At 63.6% G+C, this 26490-nt stretch carries 21 protein-coding genes and 1 tRNA gene; 13 read left to right on the top strand and 9 right to left on the bottom strand.

The window, feature by feature from the left end:
• The first annotated feature begins 67 nt into the window (after positions 1-67).
• On the top strand, positions 68-4123 hold the full coding sequence (locus QRN26_RS05970) for a helix-turn-helix domain-containing protein (protein ID WP_285035869.1): 4056 nt from the start codon (positions 68-70) through the stop codon (positions 4121-4123).
• 635 nt (positions 4124-4758) lie between these two features.
• On the opposite strand, the gene QRN26_RS05960 is transcribed toward QRN26_RS05970, so the two are convergent.
• The 3 genes from QRN26_RS05960 to QRN26_RS18910 all read right to left on the bottom strand — a co-directional run bounded on the left by QRN26_RS05960 (position 4759) and on the right by QRN26_RS18910 (position 7882).
• Positions 4759-5970 (bottom strand): hypothetical protein, encoded by a 1212-nt coding sequence (locus QRN26_RS05960; protein WP_285035868.1) that lies wholly within the window; start codon positions 5968-5970, stop codon positions 4759-4761.
• Positions 5971-6233: 263 nt separating this feature from the next.
• Entirely contained in the window at positions 6234-7202 is a 969-nt protein-coding gene (locus QRN26_RS05955) for a DUF4238 domain-containing protein (RefSeq protein ID WP_285035867.1), read from the bottom strand.
• 557 nt (positions 7203-7759) lie between these two features.
• A complete protein-coding gene (locus QRN26_RS18910) occupies positions 7760-7882 on the bottom strand; it encodes an Lsr2 dimerization domain-containing protein (RefSeq protein WP_350223915.1) in 123 nt (40 codons plus the stop codon).
• 365 nt (positions 7883-8247) lie between these two features.
• Here QRN26_RS18910 and QRN26_RS05950 point away from each other — a divergent pair, with 365 nt between their 5' ends.
• From QRN26_RS05950 to QRN26_RS18905, 5 genes are all read left to right on the top strand, one after another.
• A complete protein-coding gene (locus QRN26_RS05950; RefSeq protein WP_285035866.1) occupies positions 8248-8733 on the top strand; it encodes a hypothetical protein in 486 nt (161 codons plus the stop codon).
• Positions 8734-9243: 510 nt separating this feature from the next.
• Positions 9244-10200 carry an SMODS domain-containing nucleotidyltransferase gene (locus QRN26_RS05945; RefSeq protein ID WP_285035865.1) on the top strand — a complete coding sequence of 319 codons (957 nt, stop codon included), beginning with the start codon at positions 9244-9246 and terminating at the stop codon, positions 10198-10200.
• Positions 10197-10757, top strand: a complete 561-nt coding sequence (locus QRN26_RS05940; protein WP_285035863.1) for a hypothetical protein — start codon at positions 10197-10199, stop codon at positions 10755-10757. Before QRN26_RS05945 ends, QRN26_RS05940 begins: the two co-directional genes overlap by 4 nt.
• A gap of 1 nt (position 10758) precedes the next feature.
• Positions 10759-12054: a HesA/MoeB/ThiF family protein gene (locus QRN26_RS05935; RefSeq protein WP_285035862.1), complete on the top strand. Its 1296-nt coding sequence runs from the start codon at positions 10759-10761 to the stop codon at positions 12052-12054.
• Positions 12030-12608, top strand: a complete 579-nt coding sequence (locus tag QRN26_RS18905; protein ID WP_350223911.1) for a M67 family metallopeptidase — start codon at positions 12030-12032, stop codon at positions 12606-12608. The genes QRN26_RS05935 and QRN26_RS18905 overlap by 25 nt, the downstream gene beginning before the upstream one ends.
• On the opposite strand, the gene QRN26_RS05930 is transcribed toward QRN26_RS18905, so the two are convergent.
• A complete protein-coding gene (locus QRN26_RS05930) occupies positions 12506-13729 on the bottom strand; it encodes an SAVED domain-containing protein (protein ID WP_285036071.1) in 1224 nt (407 codons plus the stop codon). The genes QRN26_RS18905 and QRN26_RS05930 overlap by 103 nt on opposite strands.
• A gap of 1070 nt (positions 13730-14799) precedes the next feature.
• Between QRN26_RS05930 and QRN26_RS05925 the strand changes: the two genes are divergently transcribed.
• The 5 genes from QRN26_RS05925 (at position 14800) to QRN26_RS05905 (ending at position 20131) form a co-directional block, all read left to right on the top strand.
• The gene (locus QRN26_RS05925) at positions 14800-14997 is read left to right on the top strand and encodes a hypothetical protein (RefSeq protein ID WP_285035860.1); all 198 of its coding nucleotides are present in this window, start codon (positions 14800-14802) and stop codon (positions 14995-14997) included.
• Between the two features lie 12 nt (positions 14998-15009).
• Positions 15010-15267 carry a hypothetical protein gene (locus tag QRN26_RS05920; protein ID WP_285035859.1) on the top strand — a complete coding sequence of 86 codons (258 nt, stop codon included), beginning with the start codon at positions 15010-15012 and terminating at the stop codon, positions 15265-15267.
• Positions 15268-15398: 131 nt separating this feature from the next.
• The gene (locus tag QRN26_RS05915; protein WP_285035858.1) at positions 15399-18143 is read left to right on the top strand and encodes an ATP-dependent DNA helicase; all 2745 of its coding nucleotides are present in this window, start codon (positions 15399-15401) and stop codon (positions 18141-18143) included.
• A gap of 778 nt (positions 18144-18921) precedes the next feature.
• Positions 18922-19314 carry a barstar family protein gene (locus QRN26_RS05910; protein ID WP_285035857.1) on the top strand — a complete coding sequence of 131 codons (393 nt, stop codon included), beginning with the start codon at positions 18922-18924 and terminating at the stop codon, positions 19312-19314.
• Between the two features lie 73 nt (positions 19315-19387).
• Complete coding sequence (locus tag QRN26_RS05905) at positions 19388-20131, top strand: NAD(P)H-hydrate epimerase (RefSeq protein WP_285035856.1); 744 nt, start codon at positions 19388-19390, stop codon at positions 20129-20131.
• A gap of 55 nt (positions 20132-20186) precedes the next feature.
• Here QRN26_RS05905 and QRN26_RS05900 read toward each other — a convergent pair whose 3' ends face one another.
• Positions 20187-22100 (bottom strand): anthranilate synthase family protein, encoded by a 1914-nt coding sequence (locus QRN26_RS05900; RefSeq protein WP_056778224.1) that lies wholly within the window; start codon positions 22098-22100, stop codon positions 20187-20189.
• A 255-nt stretch (positions 22101-22355) separates the two neighbouring features.
• On the opposite strand from QRN26_RS05900, the gene QRN26_RS05895 reads away from it, so the two are divergent.
• Both QRN26_RS05895 and QRN26_RS05890 read left to right on the top strand, forming a co-directional pair.
• Positions 22356-22437: transfer RNA gene (locus QRN26_RS05895), tRNA-Leu, on the top strand.
• Between the two features lie 52 nt (positions 22438-22489).
• Positions 22490-23236 (top strand): DedA family protein, encoded by a 747-nt coding sequence (locus tag QRN26_RS05890; RefSeq protein WP_056778227.1) that lies wholly within the window; start codon positions 22490-22492, stop codon positions 23234-23236.
• Positions 23237-23281: 45 nt separating this feature from the next.
• On the opposite strand, the gene QRN26_RS05885 is transcribed toward QRN26_RS05890, so the two are convergent.
• The 4 genes from QRN26_RS05885 to murI all read right to left on the bottom strand — a co-directional run bounded on the left by QRN26_RS05885 (position 23282) and on the right by murI (position 26475).
• A complete protein-coding gene (locus QRN26_RS05885) occupies positions 23282-24196 on the bottom strand; it encodes a cation diffusion facilitator family transporter (RefSeq protein WP_056778231.1) in 915 nt (304 codons plus the stop codon).
• Between the two features lie 77 nt (positions 24197-24273).
• Positions 24274-24903 carry a non-canonical purine NTP pyrophosphatase gene (locus QRN26_RS05880; protein ID WP_056778234.1) on the bottom strand — a complete coding sequence of 210 codons (630 nt, stop codon included), beginning with the start codon at positions 24901-24903 and terminating at the stop codon, positions 24274-24276.
• On the bottom strand, positions 24903-25637 hold the full coding sequence (rph, locus tag QRN26_RS05875) for a ribonuclease PH (RefSeq protein WP_056778236.1): 735 nt from the start codon (positions 25635-25637) through the stop codon (positions 24903-24905). The genes QRN26_RS05880 and rph overlap by 1 nt, the downstream gene beginning before the upstream one ends.
• On the bottom strand, positions 25630-26475 hold the full coding sequence (gene murI, locus QRN26_RS05870) for a glutamate racemase (RefSeq protein WP_285035855.1): 846 nt from the start codon (positions 26473-26475) through the stop codon (positions 25630-25632). The genes rph and murI overlap by 8 nt, the downstream gene beginning before the upstream one ends.
• Positions 26476-26490 lie beyond the last annotated feature (15 nt).

The raw sequence follows: 26490 nt of genomic DNA, 5'->3' as shown, positions 1-26490 counted from the left end.
TCACTCAAAATTAGCATTCGAACGGATTCAATACGTGCACGCATCTAATGCGTGTAGGATGCACGGTATGAAGTTCCCCGCGCTCGCCGCCCTGCTCAAGACAGCACGCCAGGCCAAGAACCTCGACCAGCAGGCGGTCGCGCTTCACCTTGACCTTGGGCAACAGGCGGTGAGCACATGGGAGCGTGGCATGTCCCGGCCGCGGGCGGCCCAGCTCGCTCCGCTCGCGGAACTTCTCGGGCTTGATGTCGACGCGCTTCGCGCCGCTGGCGATTACAACGAGCCAGTCGCCCCTGCGGGCCAGCCTCGCCTGCGACTGCTTCCGTTTGAGCACCTCAGCGACGAAGCGTTTGAAGGTTTCGTTCGAGATCTTCTTCGTGAACTTCACCCGACGTGGGAGGTGACACGAAATGGCTCGACCGGCTTCAAGCAGTACGGCGTCGATGTATTCGCCATCGTTGGGGACAAGCGAGTCGGCGTGCAATGCAAGCACGAACGGTCCTTTGGTCCGGGCGATGTCGAAGCAGCAGTGAACGCGGTCCTACCGGAAGCGAACGTGTCATCCGGGATTCTCGCGTTGAGTCGCCCCACCGCCACACCGAAGGCTCGACTAGAAATGATCAAGCACTCGGGCTGGGAGCTCTGGGACGGTGAGGACTTGGCCTCGCGAGTACGCCAACTCCCCCTCGATCGTCAGCTGCGCCTCATTGATGCCTACTTCCCTCGGATCCGTGAGGACTTCCTTGGAGTGCGCGACCGATCGCCGTGGTATGACGTCAACGAGTTCGACATCGCGCTCGCCGGGCGCCTCGCGTATGACAAGGACTTCGAGCTCACCGGACGCGAGGCCGAGTTCACCCAGCTGTCGCATCTGATCGATGATCATCATCCCCTCGTCTTGGTCGCAGGGCGCGGGGGGATCGGCAAGAGTAGGTTGCTGATCGAGCTCGCGCGGACCGAGACGGCTCGTGAGGTGCGCTTCGCTGCGAAGGGCGCGATTGCACCAGAGGCCTACGACGTTCTACCCGAAGGAGCGCCGGTCATTGTTATCGACGATGCGTTGGATCCGGACGCGCACTTCAACGCGGTGCTTGCCGGCATTCGAAATGCGCGCCCCAACGCCACGGTGGTGCTCGCGGTGCGCCCGAATGCGCTCGACGATCTTGGTCCGGCTCTCGGGCTGAGTGACGCCGAGACGGTGTCGATCACCGTCGCCGTTGGTGATCTCAGCCTGGAGGCATCCGAAAAGCTTGCTGAGACCGCGCTCGGCGATAGCGCAGAGCGTTCTGTAGTAGAAGCACTTGCGGCGATTGGCTACGACTGCCCGCTGCTTATCGTCCTCGGCGCTCACCTAGTCCGAGCGGGCAACCTCTCGCCCCACGAACTCACCTCGAACGCCGAGCTGAAGAGCCACATCCTGACGCACTTCGCGGACGTCGTCGTGGGCGGGCACGGTGACACCGCTCGCAACAAGGTGCTCGCGGCGATCGCAACGATTCAGCCTGCCCGACTCGATGAGCCAGAGTTCCTCGAAGCGCTCACAGGACTTGGCGGAGTTTCTGCACACGAAGTTATGCAAACAGTGAACGCGCTCGAGGATCTGGGGGTCGTACTCCGGCGCGGACAGTCGGTCAGGGTCGTTCCAGATGTACTTGGTGAGGCGCTCCTCGAACGCGCGCTTGTCAGTCGTTCGGGCACGGACAACCTGTTCGCGGCTCACGTCGCGCAAGTTGTCCACGGCAGCGCCCTTGCGAACGCCATCAATAACGTGAGCATCGTGGACTTCCACCGGCGGCTGACTTCGGACTCGAATCTTGCAGAGATCCTGTGGGATGCTCTGATTACCTCCGTGAAGATGCTCTCGAATACAGAGCGGATCGCGCTGTCTCACGGAGTGCAGGCAGTCGCGCCAGTGCACCCCCATTTCGCTCTCGCGCTCGCCGAGCAGATCATTGCTGACCCGGCGCCTGATGAGCTGGACCCGCTCAGCGGCATTTGGGGTGGTGAGCGATACAAGACCGCGCGAAACACCGAGCTCGAGCTTGCTCAGCTGATCCGCAATGCCTGCTACTCCCGTGAGTACTTGCCTCGAGGGATGCGGCTGCTTTTGGATATTGGCCTTCAGGATGCTCGCGCCGAAAACCAGAACCCGTCCCACGCCATGCGCCTGCTGCGCGAGATGGCCGAGTATAGGCCAGAAAAGCCGGTCGCTTATAACGGTGACTTCGTGGACGTCGTCGAAAGCTGGCTCGACTACGATTCGCTCGCGCAAGCTCGTGCACAGATCATGACGTTGCTGCGACCCCTCCTGGCCTTCGAAGTCACGGTCACTCGATCACGACGGATGACGCTTGAATTCTCACGCCTCCAAGTGAGCCTCGAGAACACGGCGGTGATCCGCGGGCATGCCATCGCCATCGCGGGAGCACACATCAAGGATGCCGACCCTCGAGTCGGGCTGAACGCTATCGAAGTGCTCGGGGACGCCCTCAACGCACAGAACCGCGACGAACCGGTGGACGAAGAATTCGACAAGGTGTCCCGCGCGCTTCACGCCGCCTTCTCCGACCCTGAGGTCTCGCCAAACGTGCGACTCTCTGCGTTCCGAGCGATGAATTGGTACGCGGGTTACGGGCATGGCGAACGGCGTGCGTTGGTTCGCGAACTCCGGCGCGACCTGGCTGTCGACAACGATTACCTCGTCACGCGCCTGATCCGTGGCGGAGGCTGGGGACTTGATGACGACGAAGACGACGACACGATCGAAGATGCCGAGGGCGCTGCTCACGGTCGATACGAGCACTCTCAAGAGATCGTTGAATCGACGATTCAGGGCGTGATCAGGGAATGGACAGCCGCCGGCGAGGACGCTGAGGTTGTCGAGCATCTGCTTAAACTTCTCCGCGGAGAAGAAGCCGCGACCGGACGGTTCCAGTCCTCGGACCACTTCCTCGCCCGGCTCTTCGCCGCACGCCTCACGCTCGTGCAGGTCGTTTTAGCGTCGATCCGGCTCGGCGACCAAGCGGAGAACTCGCTTCAACGGGTGGCCTTGGCGACCCTCATCGCTCAGCAAGAGAGCACCGCTGTCGACGCTGCACGTGCATTCATCGGACTCGGACCAGATGGCGCCTGGATCGCCGCGTCGGCGACGCTCGAGATCAGCGGGTCCCTCAGCACTGTCGCCCGAAATGTCGTTCGCGAGCTCGCGCAGCTTAGCGACCCGAAGGTCAGCTCGCGGCTACTGACAGCTGCGCGTTGGTGGGATCCAAGCGAGAGTGAACTCGTACTCGAAATCATGACCAGAGCGCCGGCCGAGTCGGATCGACACGTCGCGGAAGACATCGCAGCGTTGCTCGCCGACGGACGAGTCGTTGCGTGGAATACCCTGCCGTCCGAGGTCAGGCAACGTCTCCTAGATCGCTTCGTCGCCACTCCAGAGCTCGCCTCGTATGCCTTCGGCCAGCTCCTCAATGCTCAGATTCCACTGGATGCGATGTCCGTACTGCGTTTCCTACAGGCTCGCATCGATCACTCGGAGAAGGAAGGTCGAGAGTACGAGGCGATCCCGTTCCGTTGGGACTCCCATCTCGAATTCCGACAGAGTCCGGACTTCGGTGCTCTCCTGAGCGAGCTCGCGGTGTGGCTCTCAAGCGCCGACAGCTGGCAGCGAGAGATGCACGGGACGAAACTGTTCAAGCAGATCGTCGGCAGTTTCGATCAGGAGGTACTCACCTTGATCTTGAGTCTCTTGCGCGCGGGAACTGAACCCGAGGTTCGGCTCGCCGCGAGTCTTCTTGATCACGCCGAGCAATCCCTTGTCCTCGAGCAACCTCAATTCGTTGAGCAAGTGATCACGATTGTTCAGACCCTGCCTCAAGAACTCGGCGAACGCGCTACGCGCGCACTGCACAGCGCGGCTGCCTATGGTTGGAAAAGCCGCACGGTCGGCAAGGACAACCCCGACGAGGTCGCTCTCGCAGAGGGTGCACGAGCTCTTGCGGCCGGGTACCCGGAAGGCACTCCAGCACACGATTTCTACTCGACGGTCGCTACCTGGGCAAAGGCCCGGATGACCTCAGATCGCGAAAACGATAAACAGCTTGACGAACGCCGTAGATGGTGACAGGTAACTTACCCAATTCGGTATCGCGGTGAATGATTAAAGTGCCCCTGACCTGGGATAACCGGATCGTCTAGAACTCAATGCCTCGACATTGGGGAGCACTTGCAAGGTGCAGGAGCACCGGAGCGTATCCACGTTTTCACCTCGACTCTGCGCCCGTTGCCGCAGCCGGCCAGGCGGGCTGTGTACTGCTGACGGAAACAGTGCGCGCGACGACCTGGATCCTGCCCTGTCGGAGGCCTTGCCGCCGTGGTACAAACCGTTCGCGATCCGTGATCCGGTCAATGTCATCGCGGACCTCACGATCACTCTCGCGTTGGGCGGTGACGCGCTCGCTGATGATGGGATCCTGCGCGGCGAGCCCGGCGCGTATTGCGAAGTTGAGCGCATCCCTGGAATGGACTAGCCAGGCGATGACTCTCCGCTAGCAAGCCATTCTCCCTGCTGACCTAATCACGAGAATCGACGTGGCCCGGGCCAGCTGAACGGTTCGGGGCGGTAACTTGGCGAAAGTTCGGCGTAGGGGTGGCTCATGGTCGGGCTTCAAGGATAGGCGTTGACGAGGAGACCAACGACGAGTGAGAGAACCTGCATGCGTTGGGCCTAGCGGCGCTGAAGAAAGTGCTGCGTCTCGATTACCGGCGTGGAGCAAGCGAGATGATGGGCAAGGACATAAAGGCACCCTTGAGCAAGCTGTTCGTCCCGCCGACGAGCTCTGTGTCTTCCACCTGCAGAACGCCCGGTTGCTTGCTATCGATCTTCGCTTCAGCGAAGTACCGGCTCATCTCCGCCGTGTCCGTCGTGACCAGCGCCTCCAGATAATCTACGCCCACGAACGCGGTTGGTATCTCCGCCGTTGGGAGGATCTCGCGCACATCCGGGCCGTTCGCGAGCATGAAGTTCCCGAACGTGACAATCAGCGCCACAAATGGCCGATCCCTCGGGATATCGGCCAGTTCCTCGTGGCCGCGCTCCAGTGCGCGCACAGTGTTTATCTGATCGATAGGTTTCGCGAGGCGTGCATGGGCCTGCTCGACCGCGCCAAAACCCTCTTGGAGAGAGCGGGTCGGAACCATACCTTTGCACTCTATGAGCAGCACCACGTCGGGCAACACCACAAACCAGTCGATGCTCTTCCCGCGTTGCTTCTTGGGGCCGAACTCCCGTTCGGGCAAGACTAGCGCCGCGACAACCTGGCGCAGCTGTCTGCCGACGTACTGCTCGAAGAGCTGGCCCGCATCGCGCCGAAAGGCCTCTCCCCACTTTCTTGTGCCCTCGTGAACGATGCCGAGAGCAGATGCCCTCATTTCAATGGCGGGAAAGCAGGGCGCGACGAAGTTCTCTGCGATGCCCTCGATAAGAGGAGTCGTGAACAGCGGATTGTATGCGAATGGTTCGCGAACAAACTGTTGACCGGGGGTTCCGCCGAACCGTTCTACGTGACTCCGTCGAGCCTCCCGATACGCGGGCAGCGTCGTTGTGAACCCTTGACGCACGACGCGATCGAAACCTTCGGCCCCTCCAAGCGCACTTAGTGGCGCCTGGAGGTCCGGAGTCCAATCAAACGGGAACACGCTGCCGTTTAGCAGAGCGGCGTGGAGGGCGAAGCCAACAGAAACCCATTGCTCGACAGAACAGCCCAGTAGCTCTTCCTGCCAACCGGGTGTCATGACCTCGGGCTCGTATCCATCCCGAAACTTGGTGTCCCGAAATAGGCCCACTGCCCGCGCCCAGTGCATTTTGGCGTCGGGCGCCTGGAACGAAAATTGTGAGTAGAGCAGCCTCAGGACGATCGGAAAGGCTGGCGCAGGCGCGCCGAGGTCGGGATGTTCTACATTGAGGAACATCCCGCACATCCGTTGAACCTCATGAGCGCTGGGAGTGCCACCCCCGGAGCTCCCCCATTGCAAGAAAGTCGCTGCTATCCCAGCGATGTCCCACGGCAGGAAAGGCTTGACGCGACCGTGCTCGTCTGCAGTCTGACCATCCCACGCCCGTGACAGTACGCTCAGCATTCGCAGCGACGCGTCCCTGTCGAATCGCCGACAATATGCGCGCAGGTCCTGGTAGCGAACTGCCCCTTCGAAGGACTGTGCTGCCACACGCATGCCTAAGCCCGATCATTCTCGTAGTCGACTCGCTCTGTATGCAGGGTCGAAGTTTTCGTGGACGCCCGAGCTCGTATGAACCGCGCGGGAATTAGATCTGCATCGTTGGGGTGGGAAAGGAGCTCCGCGTGTGCGCTGCAAGACGTCCGGTCGTTGAGGTACCGCTGTTCATCGCGCCCACCTATAACCCGCCGGTCGAGTTGATCTGCGTGCGCATCGCCGACTCCTCCGTCCGACCTCGCAGGCATGCGGTGCTCGAGTATGAGAGCACTTTGCCGACTCATCGGGTACGTGATCGCTCTCGCGGTTATAAGCCCGGACGATGCGTTCGGGCGATCAGGATCATCGACACTGACCGGCAGGTCAGACGTGAAGAGCGCTGGCCCGTCGAAGCGCACAAGGGTCCACCTACGTGAGAGTACGTGCGGGAGCGCCATCTCAGCGAGTCGAGCAACCTGCTCGAAGTGAAACTCTGCGTCGATGACGACGTAGGGCTCCTTCTCTCGCGCCACCTCCGCCCAAACACGTTCAGCTTGGTCTGGAGGGAGCCTCAACCCGAGTCGTTTCTCGATCCATGCGCCGGCCCCGATCTGCGCGACATGCGCGGTCTCGCGGGCGGTGATTGCCTTCTGCAAGTCCTTCATGAGCTGCCGCTGATCCGGCCCGCGAAGGGCCTGGACGATGACGAATAGGGCGAGGGTCTCGCGGCTGTCGTCGTCCAGCGGCCAGACACCGGCCTCGACCAACGCGAACACCGCGGCGGCCCGTGCTTCCAGATCCCTGAAGAGCTTCTCAAGGACTTCAGGATCGTCAGGATTCCGGGGAACAGCGTAGAAACCGAACTCCATCGCAGTCCTGAGTACTGCCCGCTTGAATCGCGCACCGGTCTCCAGATTCGCGACAGATAGCTGGCTACTCTGTGCCCACGACCGGAGGTAGAACTGCGGAACATAATGATGCTTGTGGTCCATGCCTCACTCAGCCTTCACTGCCAGCGCCACCCGTCGAACAAGTCGCTTGCAGCAAAAGTCTATGGCTCCATGGTCTCGTATAGAGCTCGCGGATCTGTTTAAGGTGACACGCCTCGGGTTTGACCCGCAGGATCAGAGCGCGCGACCTCGCGAACTACGAAGAAGCACCCGAGATGCCCGGGATCTCAATACCGACGGTGCGGATATACAAGATCAAGGATCCAGAGTTCCCTGATCCGATCACGGATTTCCGGTCACCCGTGTGGCTGCGATCGGACGTCGTCGCGGACGAGGAGCGTCGAATGATCAAACTCATCCCCCGCGATACCGCAGCGAAGCGCGAGCGTCGATTCCGTGATGCCCGCGGCAGCGAAGCGAGCCCGCTCCTGGTCGGCTCCGAAGACCGTACTGGTGCCGACAGAGACCGAAGCGCCGCCACAACGATCCAGAGTTTTCCGCGCGGTTCTATGCGCGGAAGGCCGACTGGTGGCACCGAGACGACATCGTCGGCTACCCGGAGCAGCGGCCAACTCAGGCTGCGTCGGCCCTCGCACAGGTCATCGGCGACGCCGACGCGCCGGCGTGATCTTCCGGGCCACCGAAACGAAAGGCTGCAACGACCGACGCAGTTCAGTCACATTCTCATCGGACAAGTCGATCTCATAACTTCGCCCATCTATGCCGAACTGGATCGCCCCCCCTCACCCACAGGGAGTTCCGTTCCATCGATGTCGTCGACAAGCGTTGTGACAATGCGCTGAACCATAGTCACATCTTGGCAGGCCAGCCCTTCGTCGTCGATTCGACGACCGACTAGTCACTTCCGGATCCACCGAATAGGCCGCGACACAATTCACACAGTTGGCCTCGCTTCCGCGAAGTCATCGCTATCCAAATCGGCGCCATAGATCCGACTGATGCTAGGTTCCTCCTCATGAGCTCAAAATCACTCCAGAAGTGGAGCGCGGACCGAGCGGCCGCTCTGGACCGAATGTCACGGGTCCATCTCGCCGTCACAGGAGGACTAGCGGGCCGGCCGCGAGACGTGACCGAGCTCAACCATGCGTTGTTCCTTCGCCTTGCAGCCGAAGTGCAGGGGTTCTGTCGCGATCTTCACGACGAGGCAGTCGAGGCCGTTTGCATCCCGGCCCAGGTGCCGAGCGCAGATCTTCGCGAAGCTTTCCGGTCCGAGCTTCTTTCTAATCGAAAATTGGACGCCGGCAACGCCGGACCCGGAAACATAGGAGCAGATTGGGCAAAGTTCGGACAGCCCATCTGGCCCGACCTCGAACTCGCCTATCCAGGCACGAAGGGGAAGGCCGACTGGAACGCTCGACTAACCTGGCTCAACGATGCACGGAACGGCATCGCGCATAATGACCCGGTCAAGATCGCCGCAGCCCATGCCATCCATCCGCTCACGTTGAACACGTTCAAAGTGATGCGTGGTCGATTCTCGAAGTTTGCGGTAGCGCTCGAGCGCACGACAAGCGCATACTTAAGTCGTGCCACGGGCATCGCCCCATGGTGAGGAGGAATTCATCATGGCTCAACACCGCACAGCCACGAGTCGCCGCGTACGGCGCTCCAGTCCCATCGAGCCGAAGGCGGGTGGACGCGTCAGAGTCCTATTCGGCCGTCACGAGTCGCTCGGCACCATCGTCGGAGAGACCGTGACCGGTCGGTACACCGTGAGGGTCGAGGTCGACGGTGCGGACGGCGCTGTCACTACGAGCTACGCCCCCGAGGACATCCGTACACTCGAAGAGTCGGCGCTCACAGTCGCACCCCAAACCCGTACAGCGACTGAATAGCCAGGCGAACCGGCTTTTCATACGTCGCTGACGCCTGGGCTGTGCGCAGCATCAACAAGGTGATGATGCTTGGACGGTGGCCTGCGCATCACGCGTTTGAAACGCTTCTGACCGCTGCACATGAGACACATGCATTGCGGAAATCACAATCAGAGTGTTGCGCGTGCCTGAGACGGTGTCGGAGGTTCGCCATAGGCTGATAGTCAGCTGATCACGCCGGAGGCAACGTGTCCATCTTAAATTCATTCGCAACGTTCCGACAGGTTGTCGATGCCTCCGCGGAACAAGTATCCGAGGCCCGGGAACGCCGCAGAGTGTTTGAACGGGCGCTACTGGGCGAAACGGATGTGACGGAGGTCATCGCTTCCGGCTCTCTCGCGCGGGGCACACACAAGGCGCCGATACACGACGTCGACCTCGTCGTCGTCTTCGACCGCGATGTACACCCAGATTGGGATCAGCCCGGATCCTCCGCATCGGACGCCTTAACCTACACAGGCCAGGTAGTGCACCGTTTGCTGGGAGCAACCGACGGTACACACGCGCAACTGGTGCGGCGAGCATCACCGAGGAACCATGCAGTGAAGTGCTTCCTCGATGATCCCGAGGATGACAACGGCTTCACCGTGGACGTCATGCCAGCATTCAGGCAAGACGGTGGCATCCGCATCCCCGAAGCTCTGGCCGAGGCGTGGGTGGATTCCGACCCGGAGTTGCTCATCGAGGCCAGCCGCGAACGGCACGCGGCGTGGAACAAATGGGCAGGATCCGTGCGCATGCTGAAACGGTGGGGAGCTGACCGGCCGTTCAAGGTGAAGTCGTTGACCATAGAAGTACTCGCGCTTGATCACCTGCCCACGAATCGAAACAGCCAGCCAGGGGCCCTCGCCGCCTTCTTTGCCGCCGCCGCGTATGCGGTTGAGAGCGGGGAGAGCATCGATGACCCGGCAGGGCTGTGCGGACCGATTCAACCCGAACTCGAGACGGTGGCATTTGGCGATGCCCTGCGCGACGCCGCATTGGCGGCGCAGGCCGCACTCGCCGCGCAGGCGGAGAACAATGATGCTCTCGCGTCGCTCAAGTGGGCGGGTATATTCGGCAGCGACTTCCCGACGATCGCAGCCTCAAGTGGCGCAATGACGTCGGACCGGCCGCGACCGGTTCGTGACAGTCCGCAAGGATGAGCAACTGCGGCAGCACGAGCGCCCGCTGGCCAGACTGGGACCCTCGCAGGCTGGAACGCGACCTGCGCGAGGTGTCGGCGTTCGCACCCGAGCTCGAGTTCCTGCCAGTGGGAAGCACCCACGCACCGAATTGTGGTTGGTTCGGCCCGATCCCGCTCTGGCCCTTCGACCGGACTCGCCCCGAAGGTCTCGACACGTTGGTGGATTCCCCCCTGTCCGTGCTTGTTGTGTGTTCGTCCGCGCACCCGGTTGTCGCGCCCACGCTCTACCCAATCGATCCGGAACCGCAGTTGCAGGAGGTCTCCGACACCGTGTGGCACGTCGCTCCGGGACAGTCATTGTGCCTGTTCCAATCGGACGGCTTCTGGGACCCGGCAGCGAGCATCACGGAGCTCTTGACCAAAGCCGCCGGGTGGCGTATCGAATACGCGCTGATGCACGCGAACGCCATCGAGCGGATGACTGAACGCGGCATCGTCTCGGACCCCAGTTTCGACGCCGTGATCACCGCCGCCGCGCAGACCGTCAGCGGAGCGCTCACATCCAAGAGGGTGTAGCGTGCCCTTCGTTGTCTTGACAGCCGACGCCGCACGACTCATCCGCGAATCAGACGCGCGCGGCGGCGGCGTCAGGTTGCGACGTGCGGACGCCGACGAACGGTTCGTCGCTGATCGAGTCGACGTCCGCGACGGCACACGGATCGCGGTGCGCGTGCCGAGTGAATACACTGCCTTGAACTGGGGCGACACGTCGATCGTCGGGCAATGGGCCCGGACAGTCGATGACCGTCTTGCATTGACGTTCCTCTACCTCGGCCGGCGGCCCGGGGCAGTGATCCCGTTCAACACGTTCCACGATCTCATCCCCGGTGTCCGGGATCCCGGTGAGCTTCTCGGCCTGGTCATCGCACAGCACACTCAGCTCCCGGATACCGTTCGAGCATTGGGCGCCCCTGAATTCACCGGCTGGGTCGTGGCCCGCGACGGCGTCACTCCATTCGAGGTACAGGTAGAACCGGACACATTCGGCCTGAGTCAACTGCCAAACTCGCAGGCTCTGCAGCAGAACACCGTCACCGTGGTGGGCGTCGGCAGCATTGGTAGCACCGCTGCCACCGCGCTAGCGCACCTCGGCTACGGACGCATCCAGCTCATTGATCCCGATCGACTGCTTTGGCACAATCTCGTTCGGCATCAGCTGGGACCGGAAAGCGTCGGCCGATTCAAAGTCGATGCGCTCAAGGCCTCCCTCGATGACACTTCTCGGGTGTTTGACGATTCGATAGTCACCCAGATCACCGCGCACCGTCTTGACGTCGTCGAACACGCGGAAAAACTGCACGCTTTACTCATGGAGAGCGATGCGGTCCTGTGCGCTGCAGACGGCATCGCGCCACGCCGCACGGTGAATCACATTGCACGGCTGACCAGCATCCCTGCCGTGTTCGCCTGTGTACTCGAAGACGGCGCGATTGGCGAAATCCTGCGCTCCAGACCAGGGACGAAATTCGGTTGTCTGCTGTGCCATCGCGCAGCGCTGCGAGAGGCTGGCTCCCTTGACCCGGAGGCGAACCAAGAACGTGCCTACGGCACCGGGGATCCTCACAAACCAATGACCGCAACACCCCACGACCTGCGGCTCGTCGGGGACTTCGCAGCTAAAGTCGTCACCGCCACCGTTCTCGAGTCTCGGCACGGCGACGCTTCCCAACGGCTGCCCGGTGAGCACCTGGTCCTAGGATTGCAACCCACACGCGAACTCCCCGCCCCATACGACGTCACTATGGCCGGGGAAGCCCGGTGGGACACCGTGCCGGCGCCTCGAACAGGATGCGCGACATGTTCGGCCCAGTGAATAGCCTGCCAGGTGCCGTGACCATTCCCCGAACTCAATGGGATGAAATGGACCGCTTGGCACGATCCGTCACACATGGGTATGAGACCGGCGGCATCGTGCTCGGCAGCACGTCCGCGGAACAATTCGATGTGACCGTGCTCGGTCCACCCGGCCCGAGCGCGACCCACCGTCCGGCTGCGTTCTTGCGCGACCTACGAACCGCGCAAGCTCTCGCCGCAGAGGCTTGGGAGCAAGACCGGTCGGAATGGATTGGGGAATGGCACACGCACCCACGCTCAGGTCTGGCCCCAAGCCCTACCGATCTCGCGACGTACCACCGTCACCTTGACGACCCGGAACTGAGGTTCGAACGCTTTCTCAGCGTGATCGCACGACCAACATCGGACAAGCTCTTAGTAGCTTGCTGGTCGGTGTCCCCGACGACCCTCATTCGTTTGCCGGTGACGATCTACGATGATCCTTCCGCTCGCAGCGTCAAACGCACCGCGCCCTCACCGGACCCAGATTTGACCCGCGCCACCGGCACATACCCTTTGTCACCCCACTCGTAAACGACAGCGTCAAGCGTGTTGCTCAGATGACCCATCAGCACCGCCATCGGAAACGGCACCCTCAGAAACAAGTGCACTTCGCCGTTGCCCCGTCTACCCCACTCACGCCGGATCGCCGTCATGACGGCATGGGTGACGCCGGTGCCTTCCTGCGCCGACATCCACGATCGTCGTCGCCGAGTGATCACGAGACGACTCGCGAAGTCGCGGCGCCGTTTCTTCCAGAAGTCCTTGAAAGCCCGGTCACTATCGGGGTTTTCGACGAGATCCACGAACACAGCAATACCAGCGTCCGCCAAACCTCTGCCCCGGCGTCGTTTGACGCGCAGAGCGCGCCGCGGCAGTCTTGGGACCGAAGACGCCGGCCCCCACCACGGACTGTCGTCGTCTTGCCGCACACGCAACGCGGCCACCCGCGTCGCAGGAAGTGACGAACCGAGTCCGAAGGCAACGGACAGATGCGCGCCTCCCACGAGATCGACAGCTCCCGCACCACTGATTGTCACCAACATGGGCAGCATGGCTGCTGTTGTGCGGAGGTCATCAAGCGCCGAAAGGGCAGGCAGCCTGTCCTCTCCGGCCTCGAACCGCAGATCAAGGACAGCATCCGTGCAGTCAGCTGCCCGCCCGACGTTTCGAGTTTGCAGCGACAAGGGCAACGTTCCCGCAATCAGGCCGGCGTCACGATGCCGACCCACGCGCACTTCTGCGAGAGCGCGTGCAACCGCCCGCAAGCCCGCCGTCCTAGTCGGCTGCTGATCGATCCCCTTCAGATCACCGGTGGGCCGGGCGAGCAAGCGATCAGGAGCCGAGTAGTCGACCACGCCGAGCTCATCCTCAACATCGTTAACGATCTGGAGCGCGAAATCGCTATTGCGATGCAGCTCGAGCAGCTGCGGCAGCTCCGTATCGCGCACCACGGTGCTGTCGACGATGTCAGCGGTGACGACCAGCACTGCTCCGGAGATTCCCGCCTCGAGTGCTTCGGCCAAGCGCTCGAGCGTGTCTCCAGGCGGCAGATCGTCCTCGTCCCGCCATACCGGAACTCCCGAAGCACGAAGCTGGCGTGACACTTCCGTCGCTATCGCTGTGCCGTCTGACTGCCTATAGGAGATAAACACCGGACCGTGGACGTTTGTGCGGGGACGCGACGAGATACTCACATGACGACCCTACGGTCCCTGCGAACGATACGCGGGCTCGGAGCGGGCTTCATCACTCCGCCGTCAGCTGGATCAAGCTGGTCGACAGCGTGTAGCGAGTGGCCGGTGGGCAATCGATCCCAACCATCGACCTACCTAAGTCGTGTTGTTTTCATGACCCTGCTACATGAATGAGAAGCGACGGCAAAAGCTGAGGCTGCCCGGCGGTAGCTCTTGGTGGAGCTGGTTCAGAGCACCCTGCACGATGACGTCGGTTGGTGCGCATTGGCATAGCGTGGGGACAATGGCAGATTGCATCTGCGCAAACTTCGTTCGAGTTCAGCTCGTCGGTCGAATCGGTACGATGGGACTCGGTAAGCGGCCGAGTTGCCGCGCGAGCCTTTCGGATTTCAATTGCTCCTGTCGCAACTCTTCCTGCAAGACATTCACGGCTCGACTTAGCACTCCACAAGTAGCTTTCCAACTCATAGCGTCTGCCCTCGCTCGTTTGTGCAGATCACCAAGGCGCTTCGTCTCTGCAGTGGCCTTGATCAGCAGCTCTCGAGCGCGAACAACGTCAACACCTTGATCATCAGCCATCAGAGCATTGAACCGCGCTCGTAGATCGCTATGCGTCTGATATAGATGGTGTCGCCCCACTCGTGCTTCAGCAGCGAGATCCTTCACCGAGACCGCTCCCGCACGAATGTGTTCTGGACGTCCACGCGCTATCCGTTGCATCGCCTCCATGATCGCTCGCCTCACGAGGTCTCCTTCCCCGCGTATTTCCGAGTCCGCCGGCACCTGTGCGTCAGACATCATGCGTGTCCAAACTCGCAATACTTGGCTGGCGCGATTCGCTGACGATGCTGTCGATCTGAGAGGCGCGCTCCATCATCGATCGCGCGAGAGGGACGGGCGCTAGGGCAGCGCTTTCTCGCAGCGAACTAGCCGACCGGGCTAACTCGGTGAGATGACTGTCTGTACGGACCAGATTGGTGCACGCAGACTCGCATCCAGCCAAGTTCGGGCCGGATTGTGTCCTCCTCATGGCCGACCTGCTGCAGGCGAGCATCCCGCTCACCCTCACGCTGGAAGAGGAACAGCGCGAATCACTCAGCGACTTCCTCGCTTACGAGGCAACCAGTGCTGATCCAACGGCGATCACCCTGTCGATCGACGAGATCCTCTCCGACGAGAACGAGGAGTTAGATGAAGACGACGAGGACACCAGCACCGAAAGGTGACAGCATCCACGCATGGGGATCTTCGACTCGATTTCGCGAGCGCTGGGCAGCCTCGGCCAGCTGTCCAACGACGAACTCGAAGCGGAGCGCGAAGAAGTGAGGCAGCGCTACGTCACAACCGACGTAATGAAGAAGTCAAGGCTGCTCTACAACGACTTGCATCGCTATGACCGTGAGATCGCGCGCCGCGCGAACGAGGCCTATGCGCGCGAGAACCCGCCCGAGACGCGTCATCGCGAGCACGGCTGGCATCTGTCAAACGACGACTAGCCGGAAGCGCCCCCTTCAGGCGCCAAACCTCCACCGGGTACAGCTCTCTCGTACTGAGGACCGCTCGATACAATCGTGGAAGCACATCGGTACATACGGGCGAGCCACGCGCGCCTCGAAAGCAGGAGGCAATGGCGACCATTGAAGCGCAAGTGCGTGACGCCAGCGATGTGATCGTCAAGAACATCGACTCACTGACAAGTGATCGCGGGTTCCTGTCACAGAACGTGCTCCAGCAGCTTCGCAACCTCGTAGAGGGTCTAATCGTCTGGGCTGCGAACCGAAAGCCCACCGATGTCTTCGACTACAACCAAGTGGGAGCGGCGTCTGCTGTCGTTAGGGCCGCCGCGAAGTACCGACTGTTGAGCCGGTTCCACGATCAGCTTCAGGCGAGCGTTTCGCACTACACGCTGGGCGAAGACCCCTCCGAACGGCTAATGCTCAAGTACTACGAGTACTTGCTTCGTACCCGTGATCTCGCGAAATCACACTTCGGCATCGCGATCCTGGGCAATTTGCACAAGTTCCCTCTCAACACCGACCCTGCCCTTCGCGAATATCACGAGAAGATCGCGGCCCTCGTGGACACCATGAACGGCACGCTCGTTCCGACCCAGCGAACTGAGCGGTACTACATCCACCACTCGCGGCCGTTCTTCGTGCAGGGACGCATCTACTACGAGGTCACCTTCTCACTGGCCCATAACCGGACCAGCAAGTTCGATCGCAACATTGCCTTCACTGACATCGACATGACGGATAAGTACGCCGCTCAACTCGAACTCGCGATCGGGTCCATCAACGTGTTCAGCGAGACAATGCCAGTAACGGTGATCCGGACGTGGGCGGTCTCCATTCGACCGTGCGAACTCGACAACTTCGCGCGACTTTTCGGACCCGCCTCGGGCAAGGTGAGCACCTCGCAGAGCGAGTACGTAAGCCTGATGCAGTACCTCACAACCACGCGATCGAGCCTGCTAGACCTCATCGACCTCGAGGACGCCGACTACCAGCGCATCCGAGCCTGGGCATTGAGCAAGACAAAGGGCACACCCCAGATATTCGAACTTCTTGACAGGTCACGCACGCTTATCCGGCGGAACGCCGGTGGGTCTCGCGTGCTCCGCTATCTACTCTTGCGAATGCGGAATGAGGTCATCAAGGCGCAGTACCAGGATGCACCCGCCGGTTGGATGTCGAACCTCTACATCAACTCTCAGAGCAAGCCGTTCGACACGATGCCGTTCTGCACGAGCCCGAGGAAGCACGGCACGAACTTCGGGGACTTGATGGAGACTTTCGACGCGGCGTCGCGAAAGCACGAACTGCTTGCGCGGCGAATCAATACCAACGTCGAGCAGCATGCCGCGATCTACACGCCGGAGACCGAGTTGACTCACTTCGGTGATCTCGATGCACTGATCACGAAGTACAACAACCTGCTGCCGCCCACTGCGAACCATGCCCCCAGGAAGCTTAAGCGCGACATGGGCCACGTGTTCATGGTGGGCTACGAAGACGGCACGGTTTCGATCATCGACCAGCTTCAGGGGATCGTCGGCGCGGGAGTCCTAAATCACACCGCTGACGCCACGACATGGATCGCAGCGAATCCCGGGATGATCACCGACCCACTTAAGGGCGACGCCCTGCGGGGTCTTTTCGACAAGTCCACGGTGGCATTGATCTACGGAGCCGCAGGGACCGGCAAGACCACAATGGTTGATCTCATTGCGAACTACTTGGACGGGCACTCGAAACTCTTCCTGGCACATACTAACCCCGCTGTGGACAATCTCAAGAGGCGGGTGACGGCGTCGAATTCAGAGTTCAGCACCATCGCGAGCCACACGAAAAAGCCAACAGGCAGGCACTACGGCCTTGTGGTCATTGACGAGTGCAGCACTGTTAGCAACGCCAGTCTGCTTAGGGTTCTCGAGACGACCTCGTTCGATCTGCTAGTTCTCGTGGGCGACGTCTACCAAATCGAGTCGATCGAGTTTGGAAACTGGTTCTCGACCATACGGTCGTACCTGCCAACCGAGTCTGTCTTCGAACTTACTAAGCCCTTCCGCACCAGCGACCCCGCCCTGCTGACTTTCTGGGATCGTGTCCGCAACCTCGACGACAAGATCGAGGAATCGATGTCGAAGAACAAATACGCGACGATCCTCGGTGATTCGCTATTTCAGGCACGCCGCCCTGACGAAATTGTGCTGTGCCTGAACTACGACGGGCTGTACGGCATCAACAACGTCAACCGCTTCCTGCAGGCGAGCAATCCCAGCCCTGCAGTCGAGTGGGGTGAGTCCACATTCAAGGTGGGAGACCCGGTGCTGTTCAACGAGACAAGCCGCTTCGGCGGCATCCTCTACAACAACCTCAAGGGCACGATCGTCGATATCGCCAAGTCGAAGGGACAGATCACCTTTGACGTCGAAATCGACCGTACGCTGAACGCCTCGGACTTCATGTTTCTGCTCGACATCCGCTGGCTCGGCGGGTCGGTGGTGCAGTTCGACATCGTGGAGCGCGGCAATACCGATGATGACGACGACACCACAACCACCATCGTCCCGTTCCAGATCGCCTACGCCGTCTCCATCCATAAAGCGCAAGGACTCGAGTTCGACTCAGTGAAGGTGGTCATCACTGATGCTAATGAGGAACGAATCTCGCATGCGATCTTCTACACCGCGATCACGCGGTCGCGTCAATTCCTTGAGATCTTCTGGACTCCGGAGGTCCAGCAGCGAATGCTGAGCCGGATGGCGGTTCGGGAGAACTCGAAGGACGAAGCGCTGCTGCGGGCGCGGCGGAAAGTCGTGCCGGTCGCTCCGAGGCCCAAGCTGGCGAAGTCTCGCCCATCGATCTGATGCTTGAAGGGTTCCCCTTCGGCTTCCATTGAGCGGTCAGCCGCTCATACGAACCCACACCATAGGGCCAGAGTCCAACGGAAACGTCAGCGGGAAATTCATCCCCTCCGCTTCAGTCGCGAGGACCGCTCCATGCACTACAGCGTTCCGTGCGAGCCTCAGGCCGTCTACGACTCGCCCGTCGAGATGCTTGTCGCGCCGACCGCGATACGTCGGCTGAGTCATCAGTGCGTCATCTAATGCGGCTACCCAGACAGCTGCCGTGCCAGCAGAGAATTGCGGAGGCAGTCCGTCATCTATCAATGTCAACGACCACTCCACGAGATTGCGCAGGACGTCGAGTTCAGTGCTCAAGGGGAACGAACTCGTGCGACTCGATGTGCTCTCGCTTACGGTGAGTGTTAGGCGACTCAACCCATTCAACCTGGTCGCGGAGGACGATTCCGGCCACCGCCCCGACCGCGGGAAGCGGTGCTGCGAACGGGAGCGCCAGTCCCCGAACCCCGTCACCGCGGCGAGCACCTCGCTCGTCATCCCGTGCTCATCGTCGATCAGCGGCGTCGTGTCGTTCAACGCCCGCTCGTTGTAGCGACGCACCTCCTCCCCCACGCCGACCCGGCTCCCCGAACTCCTCACGCACTCGGTCACGCACGCGCGCCGTGATGATCTCAACCGCTGTCCCCATGCCGCCATCCTGACGAACACCGGCCGCAGCTCGCAGAAGTTATCCACAGCACCACCGCCCCGGGTGTCCGGGGCCGCTCGGTAGGCTCGGATCGTGCCGACCACCTTCCACATCGACGGGTCCGAGATCCACGACATCGCCTCGTTCTACGACGTGATGAACGCCCTGCTCATGCGGGATGAGGACTGGGATCTCGGCCCGAGCCTCGATGCCCTCGACGACGTCCTGTACGGCGGGATCGGTGCGCTCCGCAATCTCGACGAGGTCCGCTTCATCTGGACCGGGTGCGAACGCAGTCGCGCCGCGCTCGGCGTCGCGGCCACCCGTGCCTGGCTGCAGGAGAAGGTCGACCGAGGCGCTCCGTTCGACACCGACCGCCTCACGGCGCAGCTGCACGACCTCGACACGGGTCGTGGAACGACGTACTTCGAGCTGATCCTCGACGTCTTCGCCGGTCACCCCGGGCTTCGACTCGACCTCGCCTGAACCCACACCGGGCCGCAGACGACCCGACCGCAACCGCTTGCGGCCGACAGGATCAGCGGGAAGAGTGGGCGCCATGATGAACGGCTACACCGCAGACCAGGTCCGAGCCGCCGAGGCACCACTGCTGGATGCGGGTGAACCGCTCATGGCGCGAGCCGCCCACGGCCTCGCCGAGGAGCTGCGGGCCGTCCTGGCGGACCGCGCGGCGGGACTCGACGGCACCGCGCCGGAGGCCTGGAGGATCCTCCTGCTCGTGGGATCCGGCGACAACGGCGGGGACGCCCTGTTCGCCGCCGCTGAACTGGCCGGCTCGGAGGGCCCCGGAGGGGTACCGCTCGACCTCGTCGTCGCACGCACCGGCGACCACGCACACGAGGCCGGCTACGCCGCCGCCGTCGAGGCCGGCGTGCGCTTCCTCGTCAACTCCCCCGCCGAACCGGACGACACCGCCGACGAGGCGAAGGGTGCGGCGCTCGTGGTGGACGCGGTCTTCGGCATCGGAGCGAGCCGGAACCCGAGCCTCCGCGGCGCACCCAAGGCGATCGTCGAGGCCGTCCTCCCGGTCGTGCAGAGCGCCGGCGGGCCCACGGTGGTGGCCGTGGACGTCCCGAGCGGCATCGACCCCGACGAGGGAAGCGTGCCCGAGGGCGCCGTCCTCCCGGCCGAGGTCACGGTCACCTTCGGCGCGGTGAAGGCCGGACTCCTCATCCCACCCGGCTCCGCCTACGCGGGAGACGTGCGGCTGATCGACATCGGCCTCGGGCCACAGCTCGCGGGCGTCACCCCGTTCACGATGCTCGACCAGGCCGACGCCTGACACCGCCTCGAGGAGTTATCCCCAGGCGGTCGCGGAGCGCGGCGTCGGGACGCGGTCAGGCGTCGACCGGCGCAGCCGACACCCCTGACGCCACGCCGGCGAGCGCGTGCCCTGCGAGCGAACCGAGGGTGCGGAGCCCGTCCCTGGACAGCACCGATTCCAGGTGTCCCTGCACCGAGGCGAACCCGCGACCGCGCATGGCGAAGACGTCGCCGGAGACGGGGTCCGCGGCGATCTCGACCCCGCCCACCGGCGCATCTCCCGAGGAGCGGGCCGTGAAGGTGTTGTAGAACCCGATCAACGACTGCTCGCCGAAGAGGTCGAGGTCGAGTTGCAGCCCCTGGCGAGGAGCGTCGAGGCGGGCGATCGGCAGGCCGAGCTGGATCGCCAGCACCTGGTGGCTCAGGCACACCGCGAGGAGGGGGGCACCGGCCGCGAGGCGTGCTGACACGATCTCGTGGAGGCGGCGGACCCGGGGCTCGGCGAGGTCGAGCGGGTCGCCTGGTCCGGGTCCGGCGACGAGCAGGTCGGCGTCCAAGCGCGAGTCGTTCACCGTCGACCAGTGCTCGACGTCGACGGTCATGCCGAAGTGGCGAAGTTGGTGGGCGAGCATCGCGGTGAACTCGTCCTCGGCGTCGACGATGATCGCGGAACGGCCGGACAACGGACCGGTCGGCGCCGCGTGCTGGGGCTGCAACCAGAAGGGTGCGAGCCGCTCGTTGCGGGCCCGAAGCGCCTCCTCGACCCCCGGCTCGGCGGCGAGGTCGACCGTCGGGCCGAGCTCGGGCGGAGCCATGACGCCGAGCGCCGTGAGCACACCGGCCGCCTTCGCAGCCGTCTCGGCCACCTCGGAGACGGGATCCGAATGCCGGACCAGCGTCGCCCCGGCGGGGACCCGGACGAGCCCTGCGTCGTCGAGGTAGGCCGTGCGGATGAGGATCGGGGCGTCGAGTTCGTAGTCGCCGTCGTCCATCGGGGTGAACAGCGCGAGGACGCCCGAATAATAACCGCGCGGGTTGCGCTCGTGTCGGGCGATGACGGCGCAGGCGTTCTGCATGGGCGACCCCGTGACCGTCGGCGCGAACATCGTCAGCCGCAGCACCTCCCGGACGTCGAGGTCGCTCGTTCCGGCCAGCAGGTACTCGGTGTGCGTGAGGCGCGACATCTGCTTGACGTAGGGCCCGAGGATGCGTCCGCCGGATGCACAGACCCGGCTCATCATCTTCATCTCCTCGTCGACGACCATGAAGAGTTCCTCGGTCTCCTTGACGTCACCCAGGAACGCGCGGAACTCGTCGCCGGTCGCGCCGGAGCGCGGGTGGCGGAACGTCCCGCTGATGGGGTTCATCGTCACGGTCCGCTCGCCCGTCGACGCGTCGCGGGAGACGGCGACGTGCCGCTCAGGCGTCGCGCCGGCCATCGAGACCCCCGGCGTGTGCACGGCGAACGTCCAGTAGGCTCCGGTCTCCCCCGAGAGGAGCGCCCGCAACCAGGCGAGGACCGCGCGCTCGGCGGGCACCTCGGTCGTCGCGGTGAACTCGCGGCGGATGACGAAGTTCGCGCCTTCACCGCGGCCGATCTCATCCTCGATCACGCGGCGGACGATCGCCGCGTAGTCCTCGTCGGAGACGTCGAACCCGCCGTCGAGCAGCGGGACCACGTCGATCGGCAGCCGGTCGAGCAACTCGCCGAGGGCGACCGACTCCCGTTCCTCGACAACGAGGCATCGCAGCGGCGCGCCGTCGTCCATCGCTGCGAAGCCGCGCTCACGCACCTGTCGGTACGGCACGAGGGTGAGGACCTCCGGTCGGCGTGCGTCGCCGGCCGCTCCGAGCGGGATGTCGGCGAGCGAGTCGACGTCGACGACGTCGCCGGTGTAAAGGTCGACGGTGTCGCTGCCGTGGCGGCGGATCACCGCGAACGGGAAGTCGGGGCCGGCGTGCAGCACGCGGTTGAGCAGGGTGGTCATGGTGGTGTCCTCAGGCTGGGACCGATCCGACAGGGCCTCCGAACGAGAACGACCGCCCTGTCAGGCGGTCGAGTCGTCGTGTGTGCACGTGCGCGGTCCGCCTAGGAGGCGGGCCACCAGCTCGTTGCACACGTCGTTCGCATGGAGCCGAGCATACACGGCGCGGCACCGGCTCTGCTGGGCGTCGGAGCGTCCGCCGCGGCGCCACGAAGCACAGGACGTTCCCGACCTCGCTCCCGTAGACTGAGCCGAGCCGCGGGAGTGGTGGAATTGGCAGACACGCAGGATTTAGGTTCCTGTGCTTTCGAGCGTGAGGGTTCAAGTCCCTTCTCCCGCACGCGACACCGTCGTACGCCGTTCCATCCCTCCCCCGACAGCAGGAGCTCCGCATGGTCCACACCGCCCTCATCCCCTGGCTCGACCCGGAGGGCATCATCACGGCCGTCGGTCCGTGGGCCCTGGTCGTCGTGTGCGCGATCGTCTTCGCCGAGACCGGCCTCCTCGTCGGGTTCCTCCTGCCCGGAGACACCCTCCTCGTCATCACCGGCCTCCTCGCGTTCGGATCCGCGCGCGTCATCGAGATCGACATCTGGTGGGTCTGCCTCGCCATCGGATTCGCGGCGTTCCTCGGAGGCGAGGTCGGCTATCTGATCGGACACAAACTCGGGCCGAAGGTCTTCGAGCGCAAGGAGTCCGGCCTCTTCAGCATCAAGAACGTCGAGCGTACGAACGCCTTCTTCGAGCGCTTCGGCGCCCTCGCGGTCATCCTGGCCCGCTTCGTCCCGATCGTCCGGACCTTCGCGCCGGTCGCCGCGGGCATCGGGCACATGAACTACAAGAAGTACTCGCTCTACAACCTCATCGGCGCGTTGATCTGGGGCGCCGGTCTGACGTTCTTCGGCTATCTCCTCGGCTACATCCCGCCGGTCGCCACCTTCGTGCAGAACTACATCGACGTCATCCTCATCGGCGCGGTCGTCCTCACCCTCATCCCGACCACGTGGCACTACATCCAGTCGAGCCGGAAGGCGAAGGCGCTCCAGGGCACCATCTCCGAAGAGGAGCGTCGCGCGGCGGCCTCCAAGCTGGCCGACCAGGACGTCTTCAACCGCGACCGCGGCAACGACCCGGCCTGATCACCGGCGGCACCGCCCGCCCGCTACCGCGGCCACCGCGCCGGGTCAGCGGTGGTGGGACTCCTCGTGTGAGGCGTGCTCCTCAGGCTCCAGCTGGAACGTGGAATGCTCCACGTCAAAGTGGTCGTGAAGACACGAGCCCAGACGGTCGAGCAGCTCCCCCGTCCCGCCGAGCGCGAACACCCGCTGCTCGACGACGACGTGTGCGGAAAACACCGGCTGCCCGGAGGTGATCTGCCAGACGTGGACGTCGTGCACGGCGACGACCCCGTCCGTCCCGATCAGGTGGTCCCTGATCTCCTGCACGTCGGTGTCGGAGGGCGCGGACTCGCTCAGGACGTGGACGACGTCGCGGAGCAACGCCCAGGCGCGCGGCACGATCATCGCGGCGATCGCGAGCGACGCGATGGCGTCCGCCTGGGCGAACCCCGTCAGCAGGATGACGACCGCGGCGATGATGACGGCGATCGACCCCAAGAGGTCGCCGAGGACCTCGAGGTACGCGCCGCGCATGTTGATCGAGGACTCACGGCCTCCCCTGAGGATCCAGAGCGCCCCGAGGTTCGCGACGAGGCCGATGACCGCGACGACCAGCATCGGCAGGCTCTGGACCTCGCCCGACGAAGGTTCGACGAGCCGCGCGATCCCTTCGAGGAGCACCGACACGGCCACGGCGATCAGGATCAACGCGTTGATCAGGGCCCCGAACACCTCGGCCCGCTGATACCCGAACGTCTGGCGGTCGGTGGCCGGTCGGGCAGCGACGATCGTCGCCACGAGCGCGATGACCAGCCCGGTCAGATCCGACAACATGTGCCCGGCGTCCGCGAGCAACGACAGCGAACCGCTCACCCACGCGCCGACCAGCTCGACGACCAGGATGGTCGCGATGATGGCGATCGCCGCCACCAGTCGCGAACGGTTGGTGGCGCTGCCGGCGTGCGTGTGATCGTGACCCATGATGTGACCACCGTACGAGCTTCCCGGGGCCCCGGGAAGGGTTCATGCCGAGATAGGAATGGTCCTGAGTATCATGCTCAGTTGGCGGCCGCCGGCGCGGGCAGGAGGCCCCGCAACACCGGGACCAGTTCGCGGAAGGCGATCGCCCGGTGGCTCGACTCGTTCTTCTCCGCCGGTGTCAGTTGGGCCGCGGTGCGGTGGTCGCCGCTGGGGATGAAGGCCGGATCGTAGCCGAAGCCGTTCGTGCCGATCGGCTCCGTGGCGAGCACCCCACGCCAGGTTCCGACCGCCACATGCTCGAAGGGGTCCGTCCCCGGGATCCCCGCGGGCACGACGAGCGCGAGGTGGCAGGCGAACCATGCCGAACGGTGCTCCGCACGCACGTCGCGCAGCTGATCGAGCAGGAGCGCGAGGTTCGCCGACGAGTCGTGGTGCGAGCCCGCCCAACGCGCCGAGAAGATGCCGGGCGCGCCACCCAGGATGTCGACACCGATCCCCGAGTCGTCCGCGAGGGCGATCGAGCCCGTGTGGGCGGCGGCCACGCGGGCCTTGATCAACGCGTTCTCGCTGAACGACGTCCCGTCCTCGACGGGCTCAGGGCCGTCGTAGCCGAGGACCGTGATGCCCGGCACATCGAGGCTCACCAGCCGCTGGAACTCCTCGACCTTGTGCTGGTTGTGCGTCGCGAGGACGATCTCGACGGACATCAGCGGCCGAGGGCCTCGAACTGGATCGCCTTGAGCGACGCCGCACCACCGACGGCCAGATCGAGCAACGAGTCGAGCTCCCGGCGGTCGAACGGTGCCCCCTCGGCCGTCCCCTGCACCTCGACGAACGAGCCCCCTCCGGTCACCACGACGTTCATGTCGGTCTCGGCGCGCACGTCCTCGACATAGGCGAGGTCGAGCATCGGGACACCGTCGATGATCCCGACCGAGACGGCGGAGACGCTGTCCGTGAGTGGTGCGGCCTTCTGCGAGATGAACTTCTTCCCGCGCGCCCATTCGATGGCGTCGGCGAGGGCCACGTAAGCGCCCGTGATCGCGGCGGTCCGCGTGCCACCGTCGGCCTGCAGGACGTCACAGTCGATCACGATCGTGTTCTCACCGAGCGCCTTCGTGTCGATCACGGCACGGAGGCTGCGGCCGATGAGCCGGGAGATCTCATGGGTCCGGCCTCCGATGCGTCCCTTGACCGCCTCACGGTCCATCCGCTCGTTGGTGGATCGCGGCAGCATGGAGTACTCGGCGGTGACCCAGCCCCGACCCTTGCCGTTCAGCCACCGGGGCACCCCGTTCGTGAACGACGCGGTGCACAGCACCTTGGTCCGCCCGAAACTGATGAGCGCCGAGCCCTCGGCCTGCTCGCTCCAGCCCCGCTCGATGGTGATGGGACGCAGCTGGTCGTTGGTGCGGCCGTCGGCGCGCTGGATGTCACTCATGGATGTGCTCCTCGAACTGGTGGGATGGAAGGTCGATGACGCCGGTCTGGACGAGCGAGACCGTTGAGATCTCCCGGCCCATCAGGCGGTTGGCGAGGGCGATGAAGTCGTCGGCGCTGCTCCCCGTCGCCTCGTACCGGTGGGCGGGCGGTTCGCCGCTGTCGCGGAGCAGGTCGCGGGTGACGAGGACCCGGTACACGTCGTTCGCGGTCTCCGTGTCGCTCGAGACGAGGGACACCTGCGGGCCCATCACGTAACTGATCGCGCCCTTCAGGAAGGGGTAGTGGGTGCAGCCCAGCACGACCGTGTCGACCCCGGCGTGCCGGAGCGGTGCGAGGTACTCCTCCGCGGCCTCCAGGAGGTCCGGACCGGTCGTGACACCCGCCTCGACGAACTCCACGAACCGCGGGCAGGCCTGCCCGAACACCGTCAGCTCGGGGTTAACCTCGAACAGGTCCTGATAGGCGCGCGAGTTGATGGTGCCCTCGGTTCCGATGACCCCGATGCGGCCGTTACGGGTGCTGCGGACCGCGGTTCGGACCGCCGGCTGGATGACCTCGACCACCGGGACCGAGTACCGTTCGCGGGCGTCGCGCAGCATCGCCGCCGATGCGGTGTTGCACGCGATGACGAGCATCTTGACGCCCTGGTCGACGAGGGTGTCGAGCACCTCGAGGGAATACCGTCGGACGTCGGCGATGGGTTTCGGCCCGTAGGGCGAATGGGCGGTGTCGCCGATGTAGATCACGGATTCGGCCGGGAGTTGGTCGCTGACCGCTCTCGCCACCGTGAGTCCGCCGACGCCTGAGTCGAAGATGCCGATGGGTGCGTCGTTCACGATGGTCCAGCCTAC

This window comes from Plantibacter sp. ME-Dv--P-095 (genome assembly GCF_030209365.1).
In the GTDB taxonomy this organism is placed as follows: Bacteria; Actinomycetota; Actinomycetes; order Actinomycetales; family Microbacteriaceae; genus Plantibacter.
This window is presented reverse-complemented; position numbering and strand designations above follow the sequence as displayed.

Coding starts and splice junctions, on each gene's coding strand:
- QRN26_RS05970 (WP_285035869.1), top strand. CDS start 68: ATGAAGTTCCCCGCGCTCGCCGCCCTGCTCAAGACAGCACGCCAGGCC.
- QRN26_RS05960 (WP_285035868.1), bottom strand. CDS start 5,970: ATGTTCCTCAATGTAGAACATCCCGACCTCGGCGCGCCTGCGCCAGCC.
- QRN26_RS05955 (WP_285035867.1), bottom strand. CDS start 7,202: ATGGACCACAAGCATCATTATGTTCCGCAGTTCTACCTCCGGTCGTGG.
- QRN26_RS05940 (WP_285035863.1), top strand. CDS start 10,197: ATGAGCAACTGCGGCAGCACGAGCGCCCGCTGGCCAGACTGGGACCCT.
- QRN26_RS18905 (WP_350223911.1), top strand. CDS start 12,030: ATGCGCGACATGTTCGGCCCAGTGAATAGCCTGCCAGGTGCCGTGACC.
- QRN26_RS05925 (WP_285035860.1), top strand. CDS start 14,800: ATGGCCGACCTGCTGCAGGCGAGCATCCCGCTCACCCTCACGCTGGAA.
- QRN26_RS05920 (WP_285035859.1), top strand. CDS start 15,010: ATGGGGATCTTCGACTCGATTTCGCGAGCGCTGGGCAGCCTCGGCCAG.
- QRN26_RS05915 (WP_285035858.1), top strand. CDS start 15,399: ATGGCGACCATTGAAGCGCAAGTGCGTGACGCCAGCGATGTGATCGTC.
- QRN26_RS05905 (WP_285035856.1), top strand. CDS start 19,388: ATGATGAACGGCTACACCGCAGACCAGGTCCGAGCCGCCGAGGCACCA.
- QRN26_RS05900 (WP_056778224.1), bottom strand. CDS start 22,100: ATGACCACCCTGCTCAACCGCGTGCTGCACGCCGGCCCCGACTTCCCG.
- QRN26_RS05890 (WP_056778227.1), top strand. CDS start 22,490: ATGGTCCACACCGCCCTCATCCCCTGGCTCGACCCGGAGGGCATCATC.
- QRN26_RS05885 (WP_056778231.1), bottom strand. CDS start 24,196: ATGGGTCACGATCACACGCACGCCGGCAGCGCCACCAACCGTTCGCGA.
- QRN26_RS05880 (WP_056778234.1), bottom strand. CDS start 24,903: ATGTCCGTCGAGATCGTCCTCGCGACGCACAACCAGCACAAGGTCGAG.
- rph (WP_056778236.1), bottom strand. CDS start 25,637: ATGAGTGACATCCAGCGCGCCGACGGCCGCACCAACGACCAGCTGCGT.